Source organism: Arthrobacter sp. TMT4-20 (genome assembly GCF_054510775.1).
Genome location: NZ_JBTNDW010000020.1, coordinates 23,274 through 48,444, shown reverse-complemented (window position 1 = coordinate 48,444; position 25,171 = coordinate 23,274). Strand labels below are relative to the sequence as shown.

The window sequence follows — 25,171 nt, the reverse complement described above, 5'->3', positions numbered from 1 at the left end:
GGCACCAGAAAGGTCATCCCCCAGACGGTCGACCCTCTGGACCGGCTCTTTTCGGAAAAAAAAGTGGTTGCCCCCCTTTTCCCGGCCCCCCACCACTTTTTTGTTGTCTAGCGTTTGCTATCCGTGGTTACGGGTTGCAGCCGCCGTTGTCCTCGGTGTAACCATCGAGACGCTGGATGAAGGCTGCCATCGCGTCGCGGGCGACCGGCTGAAGGCGCTTGTACTCGCCGTCGTCGAAGCCCTGGGTGATGTTGTTCTCAGCCATCCAGGAGATCTCCCGGTGGAACTGATCGTTCACCGGAACGTCCGGGAACGGTGCAACCTGCGGTGCAACGTAATCCGCTGCGTCGGCGATGATGCAGTACTCGCCAGCGAAGCGGTTCATGAAGGCCGCCATTGCGTCACGGTTGACGGGCGCGAGCGGACGGAAGGTGCCATCGCTGTAGCCGGTCGACAGGCCGGTTTCGGCCATCCACGCCATCTCCTTGTAGAACTGGGTCGCCGGGGTGATGTCAGCGAAAGGAGAGGTGGTGGGCTCTGCGAAAGCAGGCTCACCGGCCAGGCGGTAGAGGAACGCCGCCATGGCGTCGCGGTTGATCGAAGCGAGCGGACGGTAGGTGCCATCGCTGTAGCCGTTGGTCAGGCCCTGGTCAGCAAGCCAGTTGATGGCTTCCTCATGCTCGTTGCCCGCAACATCCGGGAACCGGAGCTGGTCAACCTGCATGTCGAGGATTTCATCCTTCAGGCCCGTTGCGTTGTGGTGGTGCAGGAACAACGCGCGGGCGTCGGTGACGCCTTCCTGACGGTTGACGCCAATCGTTGTACCCTCGGCGGCAATGAATACCGTGTCGGGGGTGACGCCTTCAAACCACAGCTCAGGCTCGGTGACGTTGAAGTCAATCCATTCGGTCTCGTCGACCGATCCCGCGGTGTTGCCATCCTCGTCCACATTAAACGGGCTGGCGGTGGAGACGCGGTACTGGATCGGAGCCGAAGCACTCAGGTCCAGGCCCAGGTCAGCAACCGGGACAGGAAGAGTGACGACGTTGGTGTCGAAGGTGTTCGTGTCCAGGCTGCCGTCGACGCCGTTGGCGAAGTACAGGCTGTCGCCCTGGCCCAGCGAGCCATCGTCAAGCACCGGTGCCACCTCGAACAGGATCATGTCCAGGTCGTCGAGGCGCAGGGTGATGACCACCATGTCGGCTTCGGTGTCACCGTCAAGATCCAGTTCAACTGCAACCTGGCTATTGCCACCCAGCTGAGCCCAGTTCTGCCAGGTGCTGATACCGAGGTTCAGGTAACCTTCTTCTGCTTCGCCGCCGGCTGCGACAACTGCCGGAACCGTTGATGCGGCACCAACCGAGCGCAGGTCCAGGGAATACAGGGACTCCAACGGACGCTCGTCGGCCCGGGGGCTTTCAGCGCCAAGAACCAGCGGGGTCACGAGTGATGCATAGCGCGAATCCGATCCACCCTGCAGCAGGCCACGGCCCTCAAGTACTACTGAGCTCTCAAGGGTTGAGGCGTTCTCGAACATGATCTGGGCGCCAGCCGAGATTTCCGATGTGGGCTTCGGTGCTGAGTAGACGGGAACACGCAGCGTGTTCACTTCACTCGCGAACTGCACGCGGCCCGACACATCGGCAAGGTACTGACGGGCAACGCCGAACTGAGTTTCCTCAGCAGCCGGGTCGATCGTCTTCGCCAGGGCGGCTGGATCATCAATGGTCAGCGTGACGTCGACAGTTGCCGTGCCGTTGGCTGGAACATCGAAGGCGTTGGTGAGCGTTGCAGGCGCAAGCACCTGCGGCGTCACACTGATCTCGGCGCCTGGCATCGTTGACGCCTCAAGGTAGGAGGCGCTGTAGCGAATCACGTCGTCCGACTTGTTTTCCACGGTGATCTGCTTGGTCATGGTCATCGCTTCGCTGCCGAGCTCCAGAACCCCGAAGTTCACCGAGGTGAGCGATGGCTGTTCTGTCGAGTAGGCCAGGACCGGGGTGTCCAGTGCCAATACGGCGTCGACGCGTCCGGAACCTACGCGGTTCGGGGCGTACTCGACGCCGTCGGCTGTCACCAGATCGGCGATGGCCGTATTCATGATCATGGACTTGATCTCATACGGGTTGAAGTTGGTCTCTGCATACAGCAGGGCGGCGATGCCAGCCACGTGTGGGGCTGCCATTGAGGTGCCGCTCTTGACCGATGCGCCGGTTCCCGTGCCAACCTGGACCGAACCAGTTGAGACGCCGGGGGCTGCTACGTCGGGCTTCACAACTCCGTTGGAGCCATGCAGGCCGCGGGAGGAGAAAGCTGCGAGCGTGTCGAGTGCGTCGGAGCTGCCGCCGGCAGTTGCCTGGTAACCGGAATCGAGACGAATCTCAAGGGTGCCAGCTTCTGCTGCTGGTTCCAGCTGCTCGGAGAACTCGGCGTTGAACTGAACGCCGGGAATGGTGGCGTTGCCGCCGATGCCGGACTCGAAGACTGAGCGGGGCGAGTCGAGAACCACACCTGCTCCGCCTGCGGCTTCAACGTTGTTGAAACGCACACCGGATCCGCAAGGGAATGTTCCATCCTCTTCCCACTGCAGCCAGACCCATTCACCGTCGAAGGTGCCCGGCGCGAAGGGCTGGCAACCGAACGCGTTGGCGGGATCAGCCTTGACGACCGTGCCCGTGAGCTCTGCCTCAGTGGCCGTGGAGTAGTCGTAGTTGACGCTGTACTGGCCAGCAGCCTGCCCGACGACGTCGTCAGGTGCGAGCACGTCAACCCGGTCGAGGGTGATCTGCGAACCGACGCTTGCGGCGACGGTCAGGGCGGACTCTGAGCTGCCGGGGGAGCCGCCGATGTCGTAGACGTCGCCGCTGTTGCCTGAGGAGACAACGGAAAGGACGCCCTGAGCCGTCAGAGCGTTAACGATGTCGTTTTCAGGATCGTCATAGGCGGGGAATGCCGCGCCGAGTGACATGTTGACAACCTGAGCGCGGTCGTCGAAGTTGCCGTCACCGTTCGGGTCCAGCACGAAGTCGAGTGCTGAACCGACAACTGCGCTGGAACCTGTGCAGCCGAAGACCCGGAGGGCGACCAGCTGGGATTCGGGAGCCGAGCCGGGACCGATCCGCATGGCGTTGACGCCGTCGGCGTCGAGGGTGGCGTAATCGCCGTCAAAAGTGGAGCCGTCGTCGTTGACGCCGTAGCCCGAAGAGGTACCGGCGACGTGCGAACCGTGGCTCTGGCAGTCGAGGGGGTTGAGGTCTGGTTGAGGAATGTCATTGTCGGGGTCACCGGCGTCATAGTCGTCGCCCACCAGGTCGTAGCCGCCCACAAACTTAGCGGCGTCGAAGAGAGCTGGGTCTGGGACCAGGTCTGCCTGCGCCTGCTCGAAGGCCTCGATGGTGCCCGGGCCGCCGAATCCGGAGTGGGTGTAATCAAGTCCGGTGTCCAGCACGGCAACGGTGATGCCGTCGCCGGTCTGATCGCGTGCGGTCCAGGCATCAAGCGCGCGGGTGTCGATGTCCGCGCCCTTGTTGGTCACGGTCTTCGGCACAATACCGGTGATCTTCACGACGTCGGGGCGGGCAGCAAGTGCCTTGATTGCCTCGGCGTCACCTTGAATGGCAACACCAGGGATGGTGTTGGTGGTGGTGTAGAGCTGCGAGGCTGACGCCTCGGCCGCTACCTCATCGGCCTGGGCCTGAATTCCGGCCCTGATGTTCAGAACATCGTTGGTCCGATCGACGGGGGACTGAATTCCATTGCGAACCGCTACCGGCTGCGTTTGTTCGAAGGCGCCTTTTCCTGCGAACTGGATATAGGCCGCTGTGGGGCCTGTCCGATCCGCCAGATCCCTGCTGACCTTAAGATCGGGTACTGCCTGGAGCTCAATTCCCTCAGCTGTGGGTTCACCCGATGACGGTGATTCCAGAGCCGAAGCAGGCGCCCACATGCTGGAAGCCAGAACAAGGCCAGTTAGCGATGCCAACACAGCCTTCCCCGAATTCCGGTGGTATGACTTGCTCATACTTCTCCTTAGTGAGGCTCAGTCATGACCACCCGCTGAGACCTGTGATTAGCTCCCCGCAAGTACTGCTGACACGGCCATGACAGATGTGAGTGACGTTCCCTGAATGAACAAGTTGCGTCAGCAGTTATTGAACAGTGGATGCCGGTTGCCCGACCCCCTCCACCGGTACTACCTTTCTGTGTGATCAGTCACAAGTCAACGGCTACCACACAAAAAACTTAGTTAAGTTAGGCAATTTCCTGGTAATTCCCTGAGCAGGCCCACGCGGTGTGAAATCGATGACTATTCAGGGCTTCTAGCGCCCGAGTATTCTGTTTTTCAGCTCGCGATAGCGACGCCTCACCAGCGAGACGAGGCTAGCGTCGCTGACTGCTTCCTCAAGCCGCTGCACCCGTTCGGCCAGCCGGTTGTTGGATTCGAGAATCTGGCGCAGGAGGTCTTCCGAATAGTTCTGCCGGTGATGCAGGTGGTCGAACTCGCGCTGCTGATAGGACGTCTGGTAGAGCAGTGAGCCCAGCCCTGACTGGCTGACGTGCTCTTTGAGGTGGATCTCGCGCACCAACTGATCCAGCCGCCTGTGCTCGGCGTCACCAACGATCACGCTGTTCCCGAGGTCTCCGGTCGCGTCTTTTCGCTGGTTCCAGAACGCCAACGGCTCCTCATCGAGGAAACCCAGCGTGTGCTGCTGGAGCAGGCGGAGCTGAAATTCCCAGTCGCCCACTACCGAGAGGGATTCATTGTAATAGCCGATCCGGTCATGAACTGAACGGCGATAAAGCAGCGAAATGGGGACGCACCGGTTGTGCCGGAGAGTATCAAACAAGGTGATTGACTGCAGCTGCGGCTGGAAAATCTCCCGGCTAATTTCTTCGATTGTCCCGTCGGTGATCCGCTCGTAGACCAGTTCGGTGCGGACAGCCACGCCGGCGTCGTCGTGGTGCGCCAGATAAGCCAGGGTCCGTTCGAGGAACTCAGGGTGCCATTCGTCGTCGTCATCGTGGATGGCGATGAACTCGGAGTCCGACGCTTTGATGCCGGCGTTGGAGGCTGCCTCCATGCCGCGCGCCACGTCATGGTGGATGACCTGGACCCGATCGCCGAGCTGCAAGCGGTAGCGGTCCACCACGGGGTCCACTTCGGCGCGGTCGCCGCCGTCGTTCACGACGACGAGGGTCCACTGGGTCATGGACTGGCCGAGGAGATCGCGCAGTGCGCGGTCCAGCAGCACCGACCGGTTCCGGGACCGCATGATAACGGCGACTGAGGGAGAAGGAGGGAGTGTCACTGAAAGTCCTTAGACGGCTTTGCGCGGTCGGAACCGCGTACGTAGGGAGGCTAGTTTGCGGACCAGCCTGAAACTGGAGGAATTGAACCAGCCTTGCAGCTCGTCCCGGGCGGCGGCGGCTTCCCCCTCAAGGTGCTCGCGGGCTTTGCGGAGGTCAGCCAGTTCTGCCGCCATCGGGAGGAACACTACCCGCGCCGTGTCGGCGGCTGCGGACCAAGTTCCCCGTGGGACCCATTGGCGGTGCGGCAACGGCGACTGAACCTTGGCTGACTTGCCTTGCAGGGTCCCAACCACTGAGTCCCACCAGGCGGAGGATTCGGTGAGCTTCTGGGGTCGGAGGGACTGCACCTGTTCCGCTATGTCTGTGCGGCGTTGCCAGGCCTCACGGAGGGCCTGCCCGATCGTGCCGTCGAGCAGCGATGGCAGGGGCAGAGCGAAGTCGGCCAGGCCCCAGTTGGCGAGGGCCCCACGCAACCGCACGTCGCTGTATTCATCGAGGGACAAGGCAACCGTGGGGACGCCGCCGTCGAGGGCGAAAACCACCGGGTGATACCGCGACGTGACCACCAGGGCTGCCCGGGAGGTGAGGACTGCGGTGTCGCGCGCCGAGGCGATGGGTTGTGACTGGACGGAGGAAGTCATCGCTGCTGCAATCTCCGCGTGTATTGCCTCATCGATGCCGCCCTCACCCTCAACAGCCATGTGGGGCAGGAGTAGGACCGGCAGGCCGGTGAGGTCGGCCGCGTCGTCCAGGGCTTTCGCGACGGCCGTTACGAACTGGTCGCGGGGACAGGCGCCAGTGTTGCCGGCGAAGGTGCCAACGATATAGGAGGCCGCAGGTGGGGTGCTTCCCTGCGGGTGACCGCCGTCGTCGGGCTGCTGCCGGGCGGCGGTGTTGGACGCGAGGAAGGAAGCATCGTCAAGGCACCGCACCACGCTGGATCCTGCCAACTCCCGTCCGAGGCTGAGCGAACTGTCCTCACGTGCACCTACCAGAGCGGCGCGGGAGAGCATCTGTACTGCCACTTCACGGTCAGCGCCGTACAGCATAGGCCCGATGGTCTGGCCAGCAATCACCACTGCCTTGCCGAGGTGCCGCGCAATCGCGGTGACCGCTGCGCGTTCGTAGAGCAGCCAGCCGTACACCGAGTTCATGTTGCCGCCCCCTGCGATCAGCACTGAGTCGCAGCCGCGGATGGTCTCGATGAGCCCGTGCACCTGGTCGTTGTCGGCAAGGCTATGAGGCTCGCCGTTGAGGAGTGAGAGTATCTCGCTGAGGTAATGCTGGTAGTCGGCGTACGGCCACGGAAATTCGATGGTCGGCGCTGCCTCGGTGCCGAACCGACCGGTCGTGTCAGCTGCGTTCCGGCTGAGCAGGACAACGTCCTTGATGCCGCGGGCGGCGAGTTCATCCACCGCGGCATGAGTCATTGCATCGTCGCCGACGTGGTAGATGCGCTGTCCGATATCGCCCAGAATCGCTACCCTCATGCGGGGATCCCGGCGGCGCCGCCCTGCCAGACTGCATCGAATGGTGCCTGCGAGGACAACCTGTGACGAATCGCCTCGGTCACGAAACTCTTGGCTGTTCGAGCCGCATCAAGAGGACTGGCGCCCTTGGACAGTTCCGCAGCAATGGCGGCGGCGAGGGTGCAGCCCGCGCCGCTGACAGCTACTTCGCCGACCTTCGGGGCTGACAGCAGCTCCAGGGTAGTGCCATCGAAGTAGACGTCGACGGCGTTTTCACCTTCCAGGCGGATGCCGCCCTTGGCGACGACGACGGCGCCGCTGATCTCATGGATCCGTTTGGCGGCCTCCTGCAGATCCTCGATGCTGTTGATGGTCATGCCCGACAACGACTCCGCCTCGAAGTGGTTGGGAGTGACAACAGTTGCGAGCGGGAGAATGTTGGCCTTCAGTGCCTGATCCGTGTCGAGCGCGGCGCCGGGCTCCTGGCCCTTGCAGATCAGCACCGGGTCCAGCACGATGTTGCGCCACTGCTGGCTCTTCAACGCCGTCGCAACAGTGTCAATGGTTGCCGGAGTGCCCAACATGCCGATCTTGACGGTTTCCACGGGGTAACAGGTCAGGACTGCCTCCAACTGGTCGGCGATGACCTGCGGCTCGACCGCCACGAAACGATGGGTCCAGTTGTCCTTCGGATTGAACGACACGATGCAGGTCAGCGTCGCGATGCCGAAAACGCCGAGTTCCTGGAAGGTCCTGAGGTCCGCCTGGGCGCCAGCCCCACCGGTCGCCTCGGATCCGGCGATGGTGAGAGTCACTGCGGGGGCGGAATGAGTTAGGGGCATTTGTACAGTCTGCCTACTTTCGGGCGGGGCGGCCAGTTCAGGGCGCACCGCGGGCGTGGCAGAATTGGACTGCCCGGGGGCAGCCGGGCATCAGTGCTAATACAGCGGACCCAATCGTGTCCGCGAACCACTTCGATGAATGAGATGACGTTGACTCAACTGCAGGAAAAAACCCGCGCCAAATTTGCCTCCTCGGGCAGTACCTACTTCGCGATCATGCTGGCGACCCTCGCCGTCGTCGTGCTGCTGTCCAATATTGGGGCCTCCAAAGGTGTGCTGATCGGTCCGATTATTGGTGACTTCAGCATCATCACCGACGGCGGATTCTTCCTCTTCCCGCTGGCCTACATCCTCGGCGACGTCATCAGCGAGGTGTACGGTTTCAAAGCCGCCCGGCTGGCGATCATCGTGACCTTTGTATTGTCGGCGTTCGCCTCGCTCTGCTACCTGGTCATCATCGCCCTGCCCGGGTTCGACGACGACTTCGGCACCTCGAAGCAGGCTGCCCTTGAAGGAGCGCTCGGGCCGGTTCCCTTGATTGTGCTTGCCTCCCTCCTGGCCTTCGCCGTCGGTCAGACCCTCAACGCTTGGGTCCTGGTCAAAATGAAGGGGCGCTTCGGCGAGCGCGGTCTAGTGGGCCGGCTGCTCGGCTCGACAGTGGTCGGCGAGTTCGCTGACACCCTGATTTTTTGTGCCATTGCTGCGTCGGTTATCGGTATCACCACCTTCAGCGGGTTCCTCAATTACCTGCTCTTCGGCTTTCTGTATAAAACCCTCATCGAGGTGCTGTTCGTGCCGGTCACGACGCTGGTCATCAAGGCCATCAAAAAGCGCGAACCGAGTTACGCCGCGTCCTAACGGTCCCGGTCTCACGCTCACCCGGAAAAGTGCCGGAGCCGCAGACGAGTGGTGGGGCGGCCACTCGTCTGCAGGTCACGCACTTTTCCGGTGCAATGAGCGCGCGCGGTGCAGAGCCACCAGGATGCGTGCCTTAAGCTCTGCCTCACGGAAGAGGTCCGCCCATTCGATGCGGATGAACTGCCAGCCGTCCTCCATCAAGGCCTTTTCCCGGCGGCGCTCCTCGAACAACACCTCCTGCGTCGGGGAGTAGTCGAAATACTTGATCCTGCCGTCGAACTCAAGGGCCAACAGAAGCTCCCGCCAGGCAAAGTCGAGCCGGTGATCGCCGTGCCTGGTCCGGACAGAGACCTGTTCCTCCGGCATCGGCAGCCCCATCCGGTGGAGAAAATGTCTGGTCAAGGTCTCGCCCGGGGACTCTGCCAAAGTGCTGGCTCTGGCGGTGATCGCCCGAGCGTTGGCAATGCCCTTGTGGCCGGAGAGCTGCAAGGCGATGTCCTGCATCAGGGACTGGTTTCCGCCGAGTTGCAGCGCGTGATCGGCGATGATGAGCGACTGGCGGTAGGAAAGTATTCGGGCACAGTCCACCACGGTGCGCTCCAGGGCTGTGATTCGCAGGCCCTTCCCGGAGGAAACGTCCTGGGGTGACAGTGACGAGTAATGGGCCCGGACGTCCGGACCATGCCCGTGTGGGCTGGTCGGAAACCCCTGGGTGAGGTGGACGAGGTCATCAACCTTCCATAGGTGTAGGCCATGGATGCGGGCAGCCGAGGTATGGCTGTACACCATCCCCCTCCGTGTTGTGGGCAGCAGCGCGTGATGATGAGCGTAGATGCGTTGCAGGGCCCGGGTCTCAGGCGACTGTTGCTGCCAGAGCTGGCCGGAAAGGTAACAGCCGCGTCGCAACCGGACCAGATCTCCGCCCTGGACGAACCGGGCAATCTGCCGATCGCTGACGTTTCGCTCGGCGAGTTCCTCAGTGGTCCACGGACTCGTGGAGGCCTTTAGCCAGGGCGGGCACTCGATGTTCATGCAGCCAGCATGCGCCGATCCAAACTCGATGGGGTGGGTCGACGCCGTTATGTGGACAACTCGGCGCGGTTGATGGCTGTGGAGGAGGAGTCGGGCCGCGGGGGACGCCGACGTGACGCCCTGCCGCACCCGGAAAAGTGGCGCACGTGCAGGGTCGCTGCTGGGCAACCACTAACGTGCGGGTCAGCCACTTTTGTGGGCCGCGGGCTCGGGGCAGCCACTCTTTTGCGCGGGAAGGTGCGCGGGAGGATGCGCGGGCGGGGCCGGGGAGGGGCTAGGCGTAGTAGCGGCCAAGCACCTCAGCCTTGAAGTCGAAGAAGGTGCCGTTGCCGATTGCGTCGCGGGCGTCGTCAACCAGTTTCACAATGAACCGCTCATTGTGGATGGAGATGAGGGTGGCCGAGACCATTTCCTTCGCCTTGTACAGGTGGTGGATGTAGGCCCGGGTGTAGTTGGTGCAGGTGTAGCAGTCGCAGCCGTCCACCAGCGGTGTGAAGTCCTTCCTGAACCGGGCGTTGGACAGATTCCACCGCCCATCGGGGGTGTAGAAGGCTGAGTTGCGGGCTACCCGGGTGGGGGAGACGCAGTCGAAGGTGTCGGCGCCGTTCTCGATGCCGGTGAACAGATCGTCTGGTTCCGAGATCCCCAACAAGTGCCGGGGCTTGTTCTCCGGCAGCTCATCAGCGCACCAGCCCAGAATGGTCCCAAGGTTCTCTTTTTCCAGCGCCCCGCCGATCCCGAACCCGTCGAAGCCCATGCCGCCAAGGTCCCGGGAAGCCTTGCGTCGAAGATCCTCGTACTGGGCGCCCTGAATGACGCCGAACAGCGCCTGGTACGGCTTTCCCACCCGTTCCTCGGTCAGCCGGTCATGTTCGGCGATGCAGCGCTCCGCCCATAACCGGGTGCGCTCCAGCGACTCTTCCTGATACGTGCGGGAGTTCATCAGCGTGGTGAGTTCGTCGAACGCGAACATGATGTCGGCGCCGAGCTGATGCTGGACCTGCATCGAAATCTCCGGGGTGAAACGGTGCCGGTCTCCGTTGAGGTGCGATTTGAACCACACGCCGTCGTCGTCAATGTGGGCGAGCCGCTCCTTGCCGGCGGCCACCCGGTGGTCGGAGCCGCCCCCCTCGGCGTCGGCGACGTTCATGGTGATGACCTTCTTGAATCCGGATCCCAGGCTCATCACCTGGAAGCCGCCCGAATCGGTGAAGGTTGGCCCATCCCAGTTCATGAAGCGGCCCAGCCCGCCAGCCGCGTCGAGGATCTCAGGACCGGGCTGCAAATACAGGTGGTAGGCGTTCGCGAGGAGTGCCTGCGCCCCCAACTCCTGCATCGACTCGGGAAGCACTGCCTTGACCGAGGCTTTGGTGCCGACGGCGATGAAGGCCGGGGTGCGGATTTCGCCGTGAGGGGTGCTGATGGTCCCGGTGCGCCCGTGCAACGGTTTACCTGTCGGGTCGCTCAACCGCTCGTTGACGGTGAAGGTGAAAGTGGATTGCTGGGTATCGGTTGGCACCAACCCATTTTGCCAGCAATTACGTGGACGGCTTTCCGGCCCGCCCCAGGGCTGAAGTGACAAGCGGGTCAGCATCGGGGTAGTGGTCGCGGCGCACCGCTTCCCACCCGTCCCATACGCTATGCAGCGCCTTGGCGCCCAGCGCGTAGGTCGAGGCGATGACCAGCGACGACGGCTCGTCGCGGACCCCTTCAGTCACAGGCTGTTCGGCGAGGATGAGCAGTCCGTCGCCGTGCTCGGCGTACTGGGCCACAGTCAGCCCCAGCTGGTGTTCGGTGCGGAACCACACCCGGCCGGTGATCTCCTGCCCACCCGGCAGGGTGAGGGAATAGGGGTCACCGGGTTCGCCCACCGATCCGGCTCCCAGCCGGTCAGCGATGGCTTGTCCGTCGGAGGGGGTGCCCGCGAAAAACGCTGTGTGCCGGTCGGTGTTGGGATGCCGCTCCAGCGCGAACCGCAGTTGCTGGAGAAACGAGATCCATCCCTCGGTGATGTCCGCATACCAGTCGGCCATCTCCGACTCCGGTTCGGGCAACCCACGTTCCACCGTGACGACCGTTCCATCCGGGCCCGGCTCCAACAGGAACGTGTCTCCGTCCTCGAGGGTCAGGGAACGGTGATCCTGGCCTTCAGTTACCCCCGGCGAGAAGAAGATGAGGCGGATCTCCTCAGCCAGCCCGTCGTAGTCCCAGCCGTGCCACTGGGCGACCTTGGCTGGCTCGCGGAGCATCACCCAGACCTGGCGGGCGTCGGCGTTAATGTGGACGCTGAGAGGATTTACCCCATCTTTCCCGACAGCGCTGCTGGTGCCGGAGGGGGCCGATGAGTGATTCATGGCGACACTCTACTCCCGCAGCAGGTTTCACTCCAGAGCCCTACAGGGCGCGGATCGCCACCAATTCGTTGTGGATCCGCCGGGTCAGTTCATCAGCGGTCAGCGTCTCGGATCCGCCGTGGGATCGCAGGTACAACAGAGACGACAGCCGCACCACGCGCCAAGCCCTTTCGACGGCGGCATCCCCCGCGGCTGCTGCGCGGCTGATCTCCGGGTCGTAAAGGTTGGGAGCGTTCAGTTGGCGCTGCCGGACCGCAGCAGCGAGCTTGGCTTTCAAAGGGTCCGTCTCGGCGTCGTCGGCGGTACGGAGAGACGCCGAATAGGCCTCCGAGCGGGCGACGTCGCCGTCGTCGTAGGCGAGGTAGGAGGCCAGCGCCAACGCTCCCTCAATCCACTTCCACCGCCCGAAATTGCCGTCGAAGGGGAGCGGGGTCAACAGGTCGCAGACCCGGAGCGCGTTTGCGGCGTCGGCGAAGTCAACCAGAAGGCTCACCGCGAGATCGTGCACATCCTGCAGGTTGCTTCCCGACTTGAAGTTCACGCCCTTGGTGAGCCGGTCAGCAAGACCCTGCAACTGGGCGCTTTCGGGATGCACCGACACGGCGTGGGCGATGACAGCCTCGGGGGTCCCATCCTGGGCGGGGATGGCACCTACCACCGGCGCGCCGTCGTCGACGGTGATCTGGACCTGCGACCCGGCCGCGATCCGCAGGGTGTCGCCGGACTCCAGGGTCGCGACGACGACGGCGGGAGTCCCGAAATCGTCCGTCTCAATGTCGGTTTCCACCACCTCTGCGGGGTCCGCGCCCGCCGGTCCAATGATGTGGTGACCGGCGGTGACGGCCTCGGCGCCAACCCGTCGGATACGCGTGGGTTTACGGTTGCCGGTCACTGGTTAGCGTCCCCAGCCCGCGTAGGCCAACGCCTGACGGAGCAGTCCGCCGCGCCCGCCGGAGAACTCTGCCTGAACACCATCGCTTAACGCCTCATCGGGGGTCATCCAGGAAAGCTCCAGCGCATCCTGGCGCGGCTGGCATTCACCGGTGACAGGAATCAGGTAGGCGAGGGCGACGGCGTGCTGGCGGTCATCGGTCATGCCGGTTTCCGACGGTGAAGGGAAATACTCCGCGACGGTGAAGGGCGTCGGGCAGGGCGGCAACTGCGGCAGGGCGAACGGCCCCAGATCCTTCTCCAGATGCCGCACCAGCGCGGCGCGGATAGTTTCCCGATACATCACCCGACCAGAGACGAACGTCCTGACCATTTCACCCTGATCGTTGGCCTGCAACAGCAAACCCACCTCAGTGACATAACCGAGCGAGTCGCACCGCACCGGGATGGCCTCCACATAGACCATGGGGAGGCGGCGGCGGGCTTCGTAGAGGTCATCCTCTGAAAGCCACCCGGGATTGGGGTCTGGGGTGCGAACGTTCATACCTTGTTTTATCGCAGACAAGCCGTCGACGGCGGGCGGCGCGCTGCACTTCGGCCATTGGCTGAATTGCCAGACCGCAGCACACCCCTGATGCAGTGATCGCCGGGGGTGGCCGCCCGCCGTCAGCTCAGCCTTCCGGCCGCTCACTGATGGTGAATGACCGGTGCGCTGAGACAGGCACGGTCAGGATGCGGTTCCTGCCCGTCCCTGACATTTCGGCGGAGAAGCCGGCGTGCTGCACCCGGAGCCGGAGGTCCGCGACGTCGCCCGCATAGTCAAAACCCATCTGGAAGTACTGGTGTCCGCCGGTCCGTACGACCACCCGGCCGCCGTTCTTGGCGGTGAAATCCGTTGCTTCGGCCGCCGGGCCGTGGGGGCGTGCCCCAATGTCTCTGAGCATCCTGGCTGCCCTCAGCGGGTCGGGGGTCGACCAGATGCAGACAACGGTCAAGGCGTGATCCACGTTGGGGTCCAGGAGCCGTTCGCCCTGATCGACGGGGATGGTTTGTCCCGGCGCCTCGACCCGGACAGCCGTCATGCCAGCCGCATCCCTGATCACTTCCGCTGCTGTTCCGCTCTCTGCGGTGCGGCGGGCAAACTCTTCGAGAACTCCCGCCTCGAAGCCCAACAGCGTCAGTTCGGCGGTGCCCGGCTGGAGCGCGATCCGGCCACCGCCCGCGTCGAAGAAAGCAGTCCCCTGCTGCTGGACCATTCCCAGGGCCGGAAGCAGGTCTCCCAGCAGCTGGGGGTCGGTGGTGATCAGGGTGGGGCGAACGCGCAGCATGTGAGGCCTCAACGGATTCTGGGGGTCGGGAAGCTCGGCCGAGCATGAAGGTTTACAGTAACCCCATGAAGGCTGAACTGCCCGAACTGTTGGTTCCCGATGCGTCGGCGTGGAAGGAATGGCTTGGCGCCAATCACTCCGTCTCCCCGGGAGTCTGGCTGATCCTGCACAAGAAGGGCGGCTCCGTCACCGGGCTGACCTACGCCGCGGCGTTGGATGAGGCACTGTGCGTGGGCTGGATCGATGGCCAGGCCCGACGGCGGGACGAGGGGAGTAGCTTCCAGCGGTTTACCCCGCGCGGCCCGCGCAGCATCTGGTCGGTACGCAACATTGGCTTCATTGAACGCCTCACGGCTGAAGGCCGGATGATGCCGGCAGGGCAGGCCGCCGTCGACGCCGCGAAAGCCGATGGTCGATGGGAGCGGGCCTACGCTGGGCCGGCCACTGCTGAGGTTCCGGACGACCTAGCCGCGGCCATTGCCGCCGAACCGGAAGCACAGGCCATGTTCGATGTTCTGACCTCACAAAACAGGTACGCCCTGATCTTCCGTCTGACCCAGCTGAAAACCGAAGCCGCCAGGGAACGGAACATCGCCAAGTTCGTGGCAATGCTCGCTCGACACGAGACTTTGTATCCACAGCGGAAGCTACCCTGAGCCGTCACAAAACCAATTAGGGCACACTTCTGTGACTAATTCGAAAAATTCCCGTGTAAGGTAATCCTTACCAACACTCCAATACTGGAATATCTTCGGAGACATCACACTCATGACCAACAGATTTGCTGCCCTAGCCGCTGGCGCCACCATCCTCGCCCTCGTGGGCTGTGGGGCGACGACCGAATCAGGCTCCGATCAAACGGATCCAGCACCAGCCGCCGAGTTGGAGAGCGACAATGCGTTCACCCTCTACTCCGGCCGCGACGAAGCACTGGTCCAGCCACTGATCGACATGTTCGAAGAATCCACGGGCGTTGAGGTGGACGTGCGTTACGGGAACACCGCCGAACTCGGTGCACTCCTCCTGGAAGAAGGCGAGCAGACGCCGGCCCAGGTCTTCCTTTCCCAGGACGCGGGGGCCCTCGGCGCTCTCAGCAGCGCCGGGTTGTTCAGTACCCTCCCGGAGGACCTCGCGGCCACCGTTCCCGACGGATTCACCTCCACGGATGACAGCTGGGTGGGTGTCACGGGCCGGGCCCGCGTCATCGTGTACGACGGCGAGGAGCTGACGGCTGAGGAGGTCCCAGTCTCCGTGGATGACCTGACCGAACCCGAATGGTCCGGTCGGGTGGGGGTAGCCCCATCGAACGCCAGCTTCCAGGCCTTCGTCACGGCCTACCGGGTGCTGAACGGTGAAGAGGCAGCCGATGAATGGGTATCGGCGCTCGCGGCCAACGACCCACAGATCTTCGAGAACAACGGGGCTGTCCTGACCGCTGTGAACGAGGGAGTTGTTGAAACCGGTTTGATCAACCACTACTACTGGTTCCGCCAGGCAGCCGAGGCCGGCGAGGAAAACATGCGCGCCCAGCTGTCCTACCCCGAAGCCGGAGACCCAGGCTCCATCGTGAACGTCACCGGTGCGGGCATCCTGTCCAACGCCGCGCAGGACGCCGACGCCCTCAAGTTCGTCGAATTCCTGGTCTCGGCTGAAGCGCAGCAGTACTTCGTCGATGAAACGTTCGAGTACCCGCTCGCGGACGGTATTGACGCACCCGAGGGATTGCCAGCGTTGGATTCGCTGGTCAACCCGGACCTGGACCTCTCGGATCTGGAATCCCTGGAACAGACCCAGGAACTGCTCAGCAAGCATGGGCTGATCTGATCTAGGTAGGAGCCGGTGACCCTCGAATGACCCTCGTCCGAACTGGACGCGCCAGCAGCACGCCGGCGCGTTCAGTTCGTGCGCCCGGCACCGGCCGTGCCCCCTGGGTCAAGCCTCCCGCCTGGCTGCTGCTTCTGGCCATGCTGGCTGCCACCACGGCAGCGATCCCGTTGGTCTACCTCGTCGCACGCACCACCGACGCCGGGTTCACCGAACTCGTCGACACGCTCCTGCGGGCCAGGGTCCTGCAGCTTGCGCTGAACTCGGTCCTGCTGGCGGCATCGGTGACCATCGCATGCCTGGTGCTGGGTACCGCATCGGCGTGGGTGTTGACCCGGGTCAGAATCCCCGCACCCCGCGCCATGCTCCTGATCTCAGCTTTGCCGCTCGCCGTCCCCTCCTACCTCGCTGCCTACGGCTGGCTGGTCTGGTTGCCGACCCTCGACGGATTCTTTGCGAGTTGGCTGATCATGACGGCCGTCTGCACGCCCTATGTCACCTTGCCGGTTGCCGCAGCGCTCCGAGGCGCCTCGGGCGATCTCGAGGCGGTGGCCCGCACGCTGGGCCGCGGTCCCTGGGGAGCGTTCAAAGCCGCGACCTGGCCGAGGGTCAGGCCTGCGGCCGCCGCGGGCGCCCTCCTCGTTGCCCTGTACACACTCTCGGACTTCGGGCTGGTGTCCATGTTGCGATACCAGACCCTCACCTGGGGCATCAATTCGGCCTACGGTGCAAGCTTCGACCGCAACCAGGCGGCGCTGCTTGCGCTCATGCTCGTTGTCCTGGCGCTGACGGTGGTGGCGGGGGAGAAACGGTTCCGTGGCCGGGTCAGCCAGGGGGCAGGCCGCGGCAGGGTGCCGCTGGTCGCGCCCCGGCGCTGGCTCGCCGGGGCGCTGGCCCTGGTGCTGGCGGCCCCAGTGGTTGCCGTCGTCGTGCCCGTCGGAGGACTCACCAGCCGCCTGCTGGACGCGGCCACGTTGCGCGAGATGGACGTCAGCCGCCTGATTGAGGCGATTGGGGCCACGCTGGGACTCGCCGCAGCCGGGGCCGTCGCAGCAGTGGTGTTGGCCCTCCCCATCGCCGTCCTGGCCGCACGCTATCGTGGGCGCCTGATCGCGGCAGTCGAGGCGGTCGGGTTCCTGGGGCACGCGCTCCCCGGTATTGTGGTGGGTCTGTCGCTGGTGTTTTTCGCGCTTGGGGCGGTCCCAATCCTGTACCAAACCGTAGTGGTGCTGATCTTCGGGTACGCCGTCCTGTTCATGCCGAAGGCTATCGGCACCATGCGCAACGGGATAGCCGCGGTGCCGGAAAACCTGGTTGACGTGTCCCGAATGCTGGGGTTGTCCCCGCTGCAGACCTGGTGGCGGGTGACCGCGCGGCTGGCGCTGCCCGGTATCGGAGTTAGCGCGCTGCTGGTAGCCATCTCGGTCATGAAAGAATTGCCTGCGACGCTGCTGTTGCGCCCCACCGGCACCGCCACCCTCGCGACAGAACTGTGGTCCAGGACCACAGTGTTCGAGTATGGGGCTGCCGCACCCTACGCGGCCACCCTGGTGCTGCTCGCCGCCGTCCCGGCGGTGGTGCTTTCTGGATTCCGGGGCGTAGCGAAGGAGGACTTGTGAGCTGGGTAGTCATTGATGGGCTGAGCGTTGCCTACGGGGGCACGACGGTGCTCGACGGCGTGCACCTGGAGATCCCGAGGGGATCGCTCACCGCTGTCCTGGGCCCGAGCGGTTGTGGCAAAACCACCCTGCTGCGAGCCATCGCCGGATTGCTCCCGGCGGCGGGTGGAACCATCCGGGTGGGCGAGAATCTCCTCTCTTCTCCTACGGTCCAACGGGCGCCCGAGAAGCGGGGCGTCGGCTGGGTGCCGCAGGACGCCTCACTCTTCCCTCACCTGACGGTCGGCGAGAACATCGGTTTCGGGCTGAAGCGGAGCGCTGGCAGGTCCGGGCGGATCGCGGACCTCGCCGCGATGGTGGGCCTCGGCGAACTGATCGACCGGGCACCTTCCCAGCTTTCCGGCGGCCAGGCGCAACGGGTGGCACTAGCCCGGTCCCTCGCACCACGGCCCGATCTGGTGCTCCTCGATGAGCCGTTCGCTGCCCTGGACCCCCAACTCCGGTCAACCCTTCGCCGGGAGGTCGCGGACCTGTTGCGAGGCCAAAGCAACACCAGCCTGCTCGTCACCCACGACCAGGAGGAGGCGTTGTCCCTGGCCGACTATGTTGCGGTGATGCGGGAGGGCCGGATCCTCCAGTGGGGCACGCCCCACGAAGTGTATGAGCGCCCGATCAGCCGCTGGGTGGCAGCCTTCGTCGGGGACACCGTGGAAATGGATGGTTTGTGGGCCGGCGGCCGGGTGCAGTGTGCTCTGGGGCTGGTGGAGGCCGAGATGGCCGACGGCAGCGAACCGGTGGACGGTTCACCGGTGTGCGTCATGCTCCGCCCGGAATGGTTGGATGTGACGGCTGGCGGGACGGATGCGACAGTCACCGCAGTGTCCTACGCGGGCCACGATGCCCTGGTCGGTCTCGAGTTGCCGTCCGGCTTCACCGTGCGCGCACGGGTCGCCGCCCCCGATCTGCCGCGCCGCGGGGACCGGGTGACGGTGGGCATCAGGCACCGGGCGCTGGCCTATCCGGTGGTTTCGGCCTCAGTGCCGACGCCCGCGGTCACCCGGTAGGCGGCTTCCAGAATCATCCACGCCTGCAGCTGCGTCGACAGCTCGGAGCCCCGGGTGCCAGCGTCGGCCCCGGTTCCTGCCGGGAATTCCAGCACACCCGCCGCAGGAGAACGACGGCGGCTGGCGCCGCCGCGGGCCGTCTTCCCCTTCGGCGCTGGCGTCCCGTCAGGTACAGTCCGTCCGGTCCACAGCGTCTCGGCCGTCGTCGTCACCAGTGCTCCGGCGGTGCGCCGTGTCGCGGACGGCAGGGCGGGGGTCGCAGCAGCGACAGCCAGGTAGCGGGCCAGAATTCCGGTGAACAATCCGCCGTCGCCCCCACCATGCGTCCGCAGCACGCAGTCGTGCGTCAGCTGCTTGTCGACGGCGAGGATCAGGTCTTCAGCACTGGACAGGTTATCCGGCCCACCGAGTTCCAGGAGGGCACCAAGCACGGGCCCCTGGTTATAGGTGTAGATGGTTGGTATCAGCCTCTCGCGTCCGCCAGCGATCCGGATACCGTCCTGGAACAACCCGGTGCGGGGATCCTGCAGGCGACCCTGCAGCCAGTCGACCAGCTCCTGGGCCCGGACCGTATCGCCTCGCCGGGCGAACAACAGGGCGGCGGGTCCCGTGGCCGGGGTGTTCTTGAAGTCACGGTCGGTGTTCCAGTACAGCCCGCCGCCGAGCTCGGGGGTGTGCGCAGACCGAAGCGCCCGCACCAGAGGCGAGCCGGGATGTCCACCGCCGCGCCCCAGCTGACGGAACCGATCGGCGGCGAGCGCAAGCCACGCCATATCGTCGTAATAAGAGTTGGTCCAGCGCAGTCCGTTGCGTAAGTAGATGCTCCGGAGCAGCCGGTGTGCCGTGACAGCCTGCTTTTCGGCGGCACGCTCATCGGATTCGCGCAGGGCCGCATCCACCAGTGCGTCAAGGTAATGAGCCTGCCACCAATAGTGCCAGGGGGACAGGCCGCGCCCGGGAGGAAAACGCACGGCGCCGAGGTGGGTGCCCGGCAGACCCCACAGCCGATGACCGAATCTGAACCCCACGGATTCAGCTGCGGCCCGAGCCCGCAACCCGGCTGTACGGACCGGGTGTTCCTCCCGCGAATTGAGCATAAAACCACCCTAGCCGGACAGCGCGGTACCCGTATTGAGCAATCTGCCAATTCCCGGCCACCCCGGATGCAGTATGGGCTACGTCACAGTAATGTTTAGTGGGCATCAGGTTCCATCCCAGCACCAAATGGCGGCAAATCGCCCAATGGCACCAACTCGAGGAGACTTCATGGACATCAACCACACTGTGGCCCTGATCACCGGAGGAGCCTCCGGCCTGGGACAGGCCACTGCCAGGCAACTGCACGGCGAAGGCGCCACCGTGGTGCTGGTGGACCTGCCCCAGTCGGCCGGCGCCGAGTTCGCTGCCGCGCTGGGCGACCGGGCCGTGTTTGCCCCGGCAGACGTCACCGATCCAGCACAGGTCCAGGCTGCGGTCGATACTGCTGTTGCCCTCGGCCCGCTTCGCACAGTGGTCAACTGCGCGGGGATCGCCACCCCCGGGAAGGTCCTCGGACGTGACGGGGTACTTCCCCTGGAGCAGTTCACCAAGGTCATCAACATCAACCTGATCGGCACCTTCAACGTGATCCGGTTGTCCGCGGAGGCTATGGCAGCAACCGATCCCGTGACACCGGAGGACGGCTCGGCTGAACGCGGGGTCATTGTGAACACCGCGTCAGTCGCAGCGTTCGACGGTCAGATCGGCCAGCCAGCCTATGCCGCCTCCAAGGGTGCCGTCGCCGCGATGACCCTGCCCATCGCGCGTGAACTGGCCCGGTCGCTGATCCGGGTGGTCACCATCGCGCCAGGGATTTTCGAGACCCCAATGATGTCGGGGCTGCCCCAGGAGGCGCAGGATTCCCTCGGCGCCCAGGTCCCTCACCCGTCCCGGCTCGGCAAGCCCGCCGAGTACGCAGCCCTCGTCTCCCACATCGTGCAGAACCAGATGCTCAACGGCGAAACGATTCGCCTCGACGGTGCCATCCGGATGGCGCCGAAATAGCTGCCCAGCGCAGCCCAGAAAGGAACAGCTCAATGGAGAGCACCCTCCCCACCGCCGATTTTATGGGCTTCGAATCCCTCCTCAGTCCCACCGAAAGCGCCAAACTCGACGACGTCCGTGACTTCCTCGCCAAGGAGGTCGCTCCGTCGGCGGAGGAGTGGTGGAACCGGGCCGAGTTTCCCATCGAGGTGCTGCCCAAACTCGCCGCATTGAACCTGAGCACGCCCGTCCAACAGGGGTACAGCTACCTCTTCGGCGGCATGGTCATCGCTGAAATGACCCGCGCAGACACGTCCCTGGCCACGTTCTTCATGGTGCACCACGACCTGTTTGTCGAAGCATTGCACGAGTTCGGGTCCGAAGATCAGAAGGCCCGTCTCCTCCAGGACGCGATGGACCTGAAGATTACCGGCGCGTTTGCGCTCACCGAGCCGCTGCACGGGTCGGACGTGGCGGGAGGCCTGTCCACGACGGCCACGCGCGACGGCGACACCTGGGTCCTCAACGGAGCCAAACGCTGGATCGGGAACGGGACCTTCTGCGACTACATGCTGCTCTGGGCCAAAGACACCGCCGACGGAAGCATCAGGGGCTTCATTCTGGACGCAACACTGCCGGGGATAACCCGCACCCGGATCGAGAACAAGATCGCATTGCGCACCGTCCAAAACGCCGACATCGTGCTCGACAATGTGCGGGTCCCCGAAGCGGACCGGTTCGCCGGTATCAGTACCTTCGCCGATACCCGTCGGCTGCTGCTCGGCTCCCGGATCCTCGTCGGCTGGCAGGCGGTGGGCCAGCAGCTGGCCGCTTTCGACGTCGCCCGCCAATACGCGGTGGAGCGCCACCAGTTCGGTCGCCCCATCGGCGGTTTCCAATTGGTGCAGGACCAACTGGTGCGGATGCTCGGCAACACCACGGCCAGCCTGGGGATGATGGCGAGGGTGGCCCAGCTGCAGGAGGACGGCGGAGGGGACATGCCGCAGGCAGCGCTGGCCAAGGCCTACACCACCGCACGAATGCGGGAAACCGTCGCACTGGGACGCGGGATCCTCGGCGGCAACGGCATCACCACCGACTTCCGGATGGGCAAAATCTTCGCCGACGCCGAGGCAATCTACACCTATGAGGGTTCCTATGAAATCAACACCCTCATTGTCGGTCGGGCGATCACAGGGCTTTCGGCGATCAACTAAAAGACTGAACTTGTCCCATCTGGTACCTGAATCACATCGGGCAGTCACTGTGGGTCGCCACCCTGCTTAGGTGGATCGTCAACGACACAATGAAATCCCTGAGCCACCCGATCCGAGGCTCGAACTAGGGACTTGATCCGGAAGTCGTCCTCGTGCCCAAAGCAGGGGTGCAGTTCGCCGTCGATCATCAGAAGCTTGTCACTATCGCCGAACGCGCCGCCGGCTGGGAAAGCAGCGCTTGTTCCCGACGCGTCGGGGATCGGCTCCGCCGAAGACCTGGTGACCGCCCCACGTGAGGACCGCGACTAGAGGGCCAGCGGTGGCAGACTGGGGGGATGCCCTCGTTCCGTGCCCAACTCGACATCATGGGATTGCTCCCCGGCCATCCACCGGAGGCGGTGATGGATTCCGCTACGGCCGCTCTGGGGGCGGCCCACCTGGTGGAAGCAAAGCAGCTGGACGTGGTGGCGGGAGTACCTCGGATCACACTCCGGTTCCTGGTCGAGGAAACCGACTACGAGACCGGGGCCCGGCAGGCAATCAGCGCTGCAGTGAACATGCGCCACGCAGTGGAGCGGGTGGCTACAGTGGGGATCCTGCGGGTTCTCCGTCGTCGTAGAAATCGATGGGAGCGACTGTAGCCATCTGTCGTGCGCGCAACTCGCGACGGTAGGCGTGGTCCACCCGGTGCCGCCGCGATCCGGCAGAGATGATCAGGAAGAAGACACCCAGCCCGGCAGCGAAGGCCACGGGGGTTGATTGCAGGTCGCCGAACAACCGCTCGGGCACTATCAGCGTCACTCCCCAGACCACAGCCATAGCGACGGCGATCCGGCCACGATCCGTCATGCATACGGCCATCGCCGCCAGAATGAGCAGGATGACTCCGATCAGGGCCCAACGCTGGGCACCCCACCCAAGCCAGTCGACTTCCAGGACCGTCAGCACCGCTCCGGTGTGGACCACTGCGGTGACCCCAGCCCAGCCGAGGAACAGCCCGAGCGGGACGTCCACGAGGGCAGCCTCAGTCCTGGTCTGCGCCGGGTAGCGGTTGAGCCACCGCAGGGCACCCAGCAGAAGAACCACCAGCAGCCAGATCAGCACCAGGCTCGCCGTCGCGTTGGCCTGCTGGAGGGTGAGCGCCCACGCAAGTGTGACGAGCAGCGAAGCCACGACCAGCCAGCCAAGCACCCGGTGCCGGGGACTACGCCGTTGGGACGGCAGCCACTGGTGCGCGGTGTAGCCGAGCAACCCGGCCCCGATCACCAGCCACAAATAGGGTGCAGGGAAGGCGGGTGAGACCAGCGTCGCCGCGGGATCGAATGTACCCAATGAAGCCTCCCGGATATCCGGTCCGCCGAAGGCCCCTGCGGCATTGGCGGTGCCCAGAGTCGATCCAATCACCACGATTGTGACTGCGATCCGCCTGACCAGGTCCGGGTCCCACGACCTGACACTCTGAATGACGGTGCTGCTGCCCCGCGCTGCTCGGCGAGCAGCAGCACGGGACGCGCTCCGTCGTTCCCCCGCGGGCGGCCGGGGGCCAGCATCGGGTGCAGGGGCAGCGATCGAGCCCGGGGCGTGCTCCGCCGTCGGCCCGCTGGCTAATCCGATTTTGGGGCGGCCAGCCCGCAGGCGCTCCAACGCGGGAGACACCTGACCGTGTCCGGTTTCGTCCGAGGAGGAGTGCGGCTCCCGGGAATCCTGCGCCGCGGCTGGCGAACTAGTCGGTTTGTTCGGCAGTCGGGGAACGGGCGGGGTCGGGGTGCTCATTAGTGGTTTTAACCTTCCGGCGTTGCTTGAGCGCGAGGAATGCGGCAATGACAAGTCCCACCAGCGTACCTACACCCATTCCCAGGAGGGCACTGACCCACAACGGGAAGCCTGTGGTGACGTCCGTGATATACCCGAGCATCACCAGCCAGGAGGCCCAAAGGATGCCCCCGACGGCGGCGCACACGAGGAAGGGGCGGATCGGAAGATTAGCGATGCCTGCCGCCGCGACGCCCGCAGAACGGCCAGCAGGAAGGAACCGGAGGGCAATGAGCCCGGCGTAAGTCGGTGACTTCCCGGCCTTTTCCACGGCGCCCCGGATGCTCCGATGGATGCTGCGCCCCCACTTGAACTTGTCTAACCACGAGGTCAGGCGGTTGCGGAACAGCAGGTACAGGATGATATCGCCCAGCCAGCTTCCCAGGGTGGCCGTCAACAGGGCGACGGGCAGCAGCAGGGCACCTTCGGACGCCATGGTGCCCGACGCGATTACCAAAAATTCGGAGGGCACAGCTGGAATGAACACGTCGATCACCACGATGACGAAGGTCAGAGGATGGAACAGCGGTGACCATGCTCCGAGATCGGTGAGGTCCACCGTCCCAATCTACAGGGGTCCTGCGGGGTGCGGTCTAGAGCAGGGAACCGGGTTAGGCGAAGTTCTGGAGCTGTAGCTCGCTGTCGAACCGCCGGGGGGTGCCGCTGAGCGGGTCATTGAACTCGATACTCTTGGCTAGCAACTGGAGCGGCCTGGTGTAATCGTCGGGTGCCTGAGGGTGCAGTACCGGGTAGAACGGGTCGTTGATGATCCCGAGCCCCAGCCCCGCCATGTGCAGTCTAAGCTGGTGGGTTTTGCCGGTATGCGGGGTGAGCCGGTAACGTCCGCACCCGTCCCGTTCTTCGACCAGGCTGACCAGGGTTTCAGTGTTGGGTTCACCGGCCACCTCCTGCGCCAGCAAATAGGTGCGGCTCTTGACGATCCGGCTGCGCACCACCCGCGGATGGTCCATCAGGTCCAGGGCCGGGTCCACCGGCGCGGCGGCCTCGTACTCCTTGGAGATCAGCCGGTTCTCGAACAGCAGCTGGTAGTTCCCCCGAGTCGCCGGATTGGTGGAAAACAACAGAATTCCCGCCGTCAGCCGGTCCAAACGGTGCATGGGGATCAGATCGGGGAGGTCCAGCTGAACGCGCAACCGCACCAGCGCCGACTCGGCCACGTACCGGCCGCCCGGAGTGGTGGGAAGGAAATGGGGTTTGTCCACCACCAGCAGGTTGTCGTCCTGGTGCAGGATGTTCACCTCCACGGGCAGGCGTTCCTCAACCGGCAACTCGCGGTAGTACCAGACGAAGGTGTGCTCGGCGAGCGGGGTGGTCCGGGTCAGCCGCTCCCCGTTCAGTGCGACCACCTCACCGCGGTCGAAGCGGGCGGCGATACCCTCGGGATCCACATGGTCCCACCGGTCCAGAATGTAGTCGAGTGCGGTACCCCACGGGCCCTCAGCGGGCAGGCGCAACCGGGTGGCGTTGACACCGTTGCGGACAGGAAGCGGGGATTGCATCACCTATCA

At 64.5% G+C, this 25,171-nt stretch carries 22 protein-coding genes; 8 read left to right on the top strand and 14 right to left on the bottom strand.

The window, feature by feature from the left end:
• Window positions 1-127: 127 nt before the first annotated feature.
• The 4 genes from ACX80Z_RS15050 to thiD form a co-directional block, all read right to left on the bottom strand.
• Window positions 128-4,021 (bottom strand): S8 family serine peptidase, encoded by a 3,894-nt coding sequence (locus ACX80Z_RS15050; protein WP_459316429.1) that lies wholly within the window; start codon window positions 4,019-4,021, stop codon window positions 128-130.
• A 298-nt stretch (window positions 4,022-4,319) separates the two neighbouring features.
• Entirely contained in the window at window positions 4,320-5,309 is a 990-nt protein-coding gene (locus ACX80Z_RS15045) for a glycosyltransferase family 2 protein (RefSeq protein WP_459316428.1), read from the bottom strand.
• Window positions 5,310-5,318: 9 nt separating this feature from the next.
• Window positions 5,319-6,800, bottom strand: coding sequence for a polysaccharide pyruvyl transferase family protein (locus ACX80Z_RS15040; RefSeq protein WP_459316427.1), 1,482 nt, complete (start codon window positions 6,798-6,800; stop codon window positions 5,319-5,321).
• The gene (gene thiD, locus ACX80Z_RS15035; protein ID WP_459316426.1) at window positions 6,797-7,621 is read right to left on the bottom strand and encodes a bifunctional hydroxymethylpyrimidine kinase/phosphomethylpyrimidine kinase; all 825 of its coding nucleotides are present in this window, start codon (window positions 7,619-7,621) and stop codon (window positions 6,797-6,799) included. Before thiD ends, ACX80Z_RS15040 begins: the two co-directional genes overlap by 4 nt.
• A 144-nt stretch (window positions 7,622-7,765) precedes the next feature.
• On the opposite strand from thiD, the gene ACX80Z_RS15030 reads away from it, so the two are divergent.
• Window positions 7,766-8,479, top strand: a complete 714-nt coding sequence (locus ACX80Z_RS15030) for a queuosine precursor transporter (RefSeq protein WP_024475947.1) — start codon at window positions 7,766-7,768, stop codon at window positions 8,477-8,479.
• Between the two features lie 75 nt (window positions 8,480-8,554).
• Here ACX80Z_RS15030 and ACX80Z_RS15025 read toward each other — a convergent pair whose 3' ends face one another.
• The 6 genes from ACX80Z_RS15025 to ACX80Z_RS15000 form a co-directional block, all read right to left on the bottom strand.
• Window positions 8,555-9,511, bottom strand: a complete 957-nt coding sequence (locus tag ACX80Z_RS15025; RefSeq protein ID WP_459316425.1) for a type IV toxin-antitoxin system AbiEi family antitoxin domain-containing protein — start codon at window positions 9,509-9,511, stop codon at window positions 8,555-8,557.
• Between the two features lie 274 nt (window positions 9,512-9,785).
• Complete coding sequence (gene tgt / locus ACX80Z_RS15020; RefSeq protein WP_459316424.1) at window positions 9,786-11,030, bottom strand: tRNA guanosine(34) transglycosylase Tgt; 1,245 nt, start codon at window positions 11,028-11,030, stop codon at window positions 9,786-9,788.
• A 19-nt stretch (window positions 11,031-11,049) separates the two neighbouring features.
• Window positions 11,050-11,865 (bottom strand): SRPBCC family protein, encoded by an 816-nt coding sequence (locus ACX80Z_RS15015; RefSeq protein ID WP_459316423.1) that lies wholly within the window; start codon window positions 11,863-11,865, stop codon window positions 11,050-11,052.
• A 40-nt stretch (window positions 11,866-11,905) separates the two neighbouring features.
• Window positions 11,906-12,757: a DUF6707 family protein gene (locus ACX80Z_RS15010; RefSeq protein ID WP_459316422.1), complete on the bottom strand. Its 852-nt coding sequence runs from the start codon at window positions 12,755-12,757 to the stop codon at window positions 11,906-11,908.
• Between the two features lie 3 nt (window positions 12,758-12,760).
• Entirely contained in the window at window positions 12,761-13,300 is a 540-nt protein-coding gene (locus ACX80Z_RS15005; RefSeq protein WP_019482310.1) for an NUDIX hydrolase family protein, read from the bottom strand.
• Window positions 13,301-13,427: 127 nt separating this feature from the next.
• Window positions 13,428-14,084, bottom strand: a complete 657-nt coding sequence (locus ACX80Z_RS15000; protein ID WP_459316421.1) for a VOC family protein — start codon at window positions 14,082-14,084, stop codon at window positions 13,428-13,430.
• A gap of 65 nt (window positions 14,085-14,149) precedes the next feature.
• On the opposite strand from ACX80Z_RS15000, the gene ACX80Z_RS14995 reads away from it, so the two are divergent.
• The 4 genes from ACX80Z_RS14995 to ACX80Z_RS14980 all read left to right on the top strand — a co-directional run bounded on the left by ACX80Z_RS14995 (window position 14,150) and on the right by ACX80Z_RS14980 (window position 18,591).
• The gene (locus ACX80Z_RS14995) at window positions 14,150-14,740 is read left to right on the top strand and encodes a YdeI/OmpD-associated family protein (protein ID WP_024475951.1); all 591 of its coding nucleotides are present in this window, start codon (window positions 14,150-14,152) and stop codon (window positions 14,738-14,740) included.
• 112 nt (window positions 14,741-14,852) lie between these two features.
• Window positions 14,853-15,908: an iron ABC transporter substrate-binding protein gene (locus ACX80Z_RS14990; protein WP_024475952.1), complete on the top strand. Its 1,056-nt coding sequence runs from the start codon at window positions 14,853-14,855 to the stop codon at window positions 15,906-15,908.
• A gap of 26 nt (window positions 15,909-15,934) precedes the next feature.
• Window positions 15,935-17,527: an ABC transporter permease gene (locus ACX80Z_RS14985; protein WP_459316420.1), complete on the top strand. Its 1,593-nt coding sequence runs from the start codon at window positions 15,935-15,937 to the stop codon at window positions 17,525-17,527.
• Window positions 17,524-18,591 carry an ABC transporter ATP-binding protein gene (locus ACX80Z_RS14980; protein ID WP_019482315.1) on the top strand — a complete coding sequence of 356 codons (1,068 nt, stop codon included), beginning with the start codon at window positions 17,524-17,526 and terminating at the stop codon, window positions 18,589-18,591. The genes ACX80Z_RS14985 and ACX80Z_RS14980 overlap by 4 nt, the downstream gene beginning before the upstream one ends.
• Here the strand turns inward: ACX80Z_RS14980 and ACX80Z_RS14975 are convergent.
• Window positions 18,543-19,688 (bottom strand): glycoside hydrolase family 76 protein, encoded by a 1,146-nt coding sequence (locus tag ACX80Z_RS14975; protein ID WP_459316419.1) that lies wholly within the window; start codon window positions 19,686-19,688, stop codon window positions 18,543-18,545. The genes ACX80Z_RS14980 and ACX80Z_RS14975 overlap by 49 nt on opposite strands.
• A 169-nt stretch (window positions 19,689-19,857) precedes the next feature.
• On the opposite strand from ACX80Z_RS14975, the gene ACX80Z_RS14970 reads away from it, so the two are divergent.
• The 3 genes from ACX80Z_RS14970 to ACX80Z_RS14960 all read left to right on the top strand — a co-directional run bounded on the left by ACX80Z_RS14970 (window position 19,858) and on the right by ACX80Z_RS14960 (window position 22,471).
• Window positions 19,858-20,634, top strand: a complete 777-nt coding sequence (locus tag ACX80Z_RS14970; RefSeq protein WP_019482317.1) for a 3-hydroxyacyl-CoA dehydrogenase — start codon at window positions 19,858-19,860, stop codon at window positions 20,632-20,634.
• Between the two features lie 32 nt (window positions 20,635-20,666).
• Window positions 20,667-21,830, top strand: a complete 1,164-nt coding sequence (locus ACX80Z_RS14965) for an acyl-CoA dehydrogenase family protein (protein ID WP_459316418.1) — start codon at window positions 20,667-20,669, stop codon at window positions 21,828-21,830.
• Window positions 21,831-22,165: 335 nt separating this feature from the next.
• Window positions 22,166-22,471, top strand: a complete 306-nt coding sequence (locus tag ACX80Z_RS14960; RefSeq protein WP_083850855.1) for a hypothetical protein — start codon at window positions 22,166-22,168, stop codon at window positions 22,469-22,471.
• Here the strand turns inward: ACX80Z_RS14960 and ACX80Z_RS14955 are convergent.
• Genes ACX80Z_RS14955 through ACX80Z_RS14945 form a run of 3 tightly spaced genes read right to left on the bottom strand, consistent with a single transcriptional unit; the run spans window position 22,413 to window position 25,162 of the window.
• The gene (locus ACX80Z_RS14955) at window positions 22,413-23,603 is read right to left on the bottom strand and encodes a hypothetical protein (protein ID WP_459316417.1); all 1,191 of its coding nucleotides are present in this window, start codon (window positions 23,601-23,603) and stop codon (window positions 22,413-22,415) included. The two genes, ACX80Z_RS14960 and ACX80Z_RS14955, sit on opposite strands and share 59 nt — an antisense overlap.
• Complete coding sequence (locus ACX80Z_RS14950) at window positions 23,554-24,201, bottom strand: DedA family protein (RefSeq protein ID WP_019482321.1); 648 nt, start codon at window positions 24,199-24,201, stop codon at window positions 23,554-23,556. Before ACX80Z_RS14950 ends, ACX80Z_RS14955 begins: the two co-directional genes overlap by 50 nt.
• 52 nt (window positions 24,202-24,253) lie before the next feature.
• Window positions 24,254-25,162: an RluA family pseudouridine synthase gene (locus ACX80Z_RS14945; RefSeq protein ID WP_019482322.1), complete on the bottom strand. Its 909-nt coding sequence runs from the start codon at window positions 25,160-25,162 to the stop codon at window positions 24,254-24,256.
• Window positions 25,163-25,171: the final 9 nt, after the last annotated feature.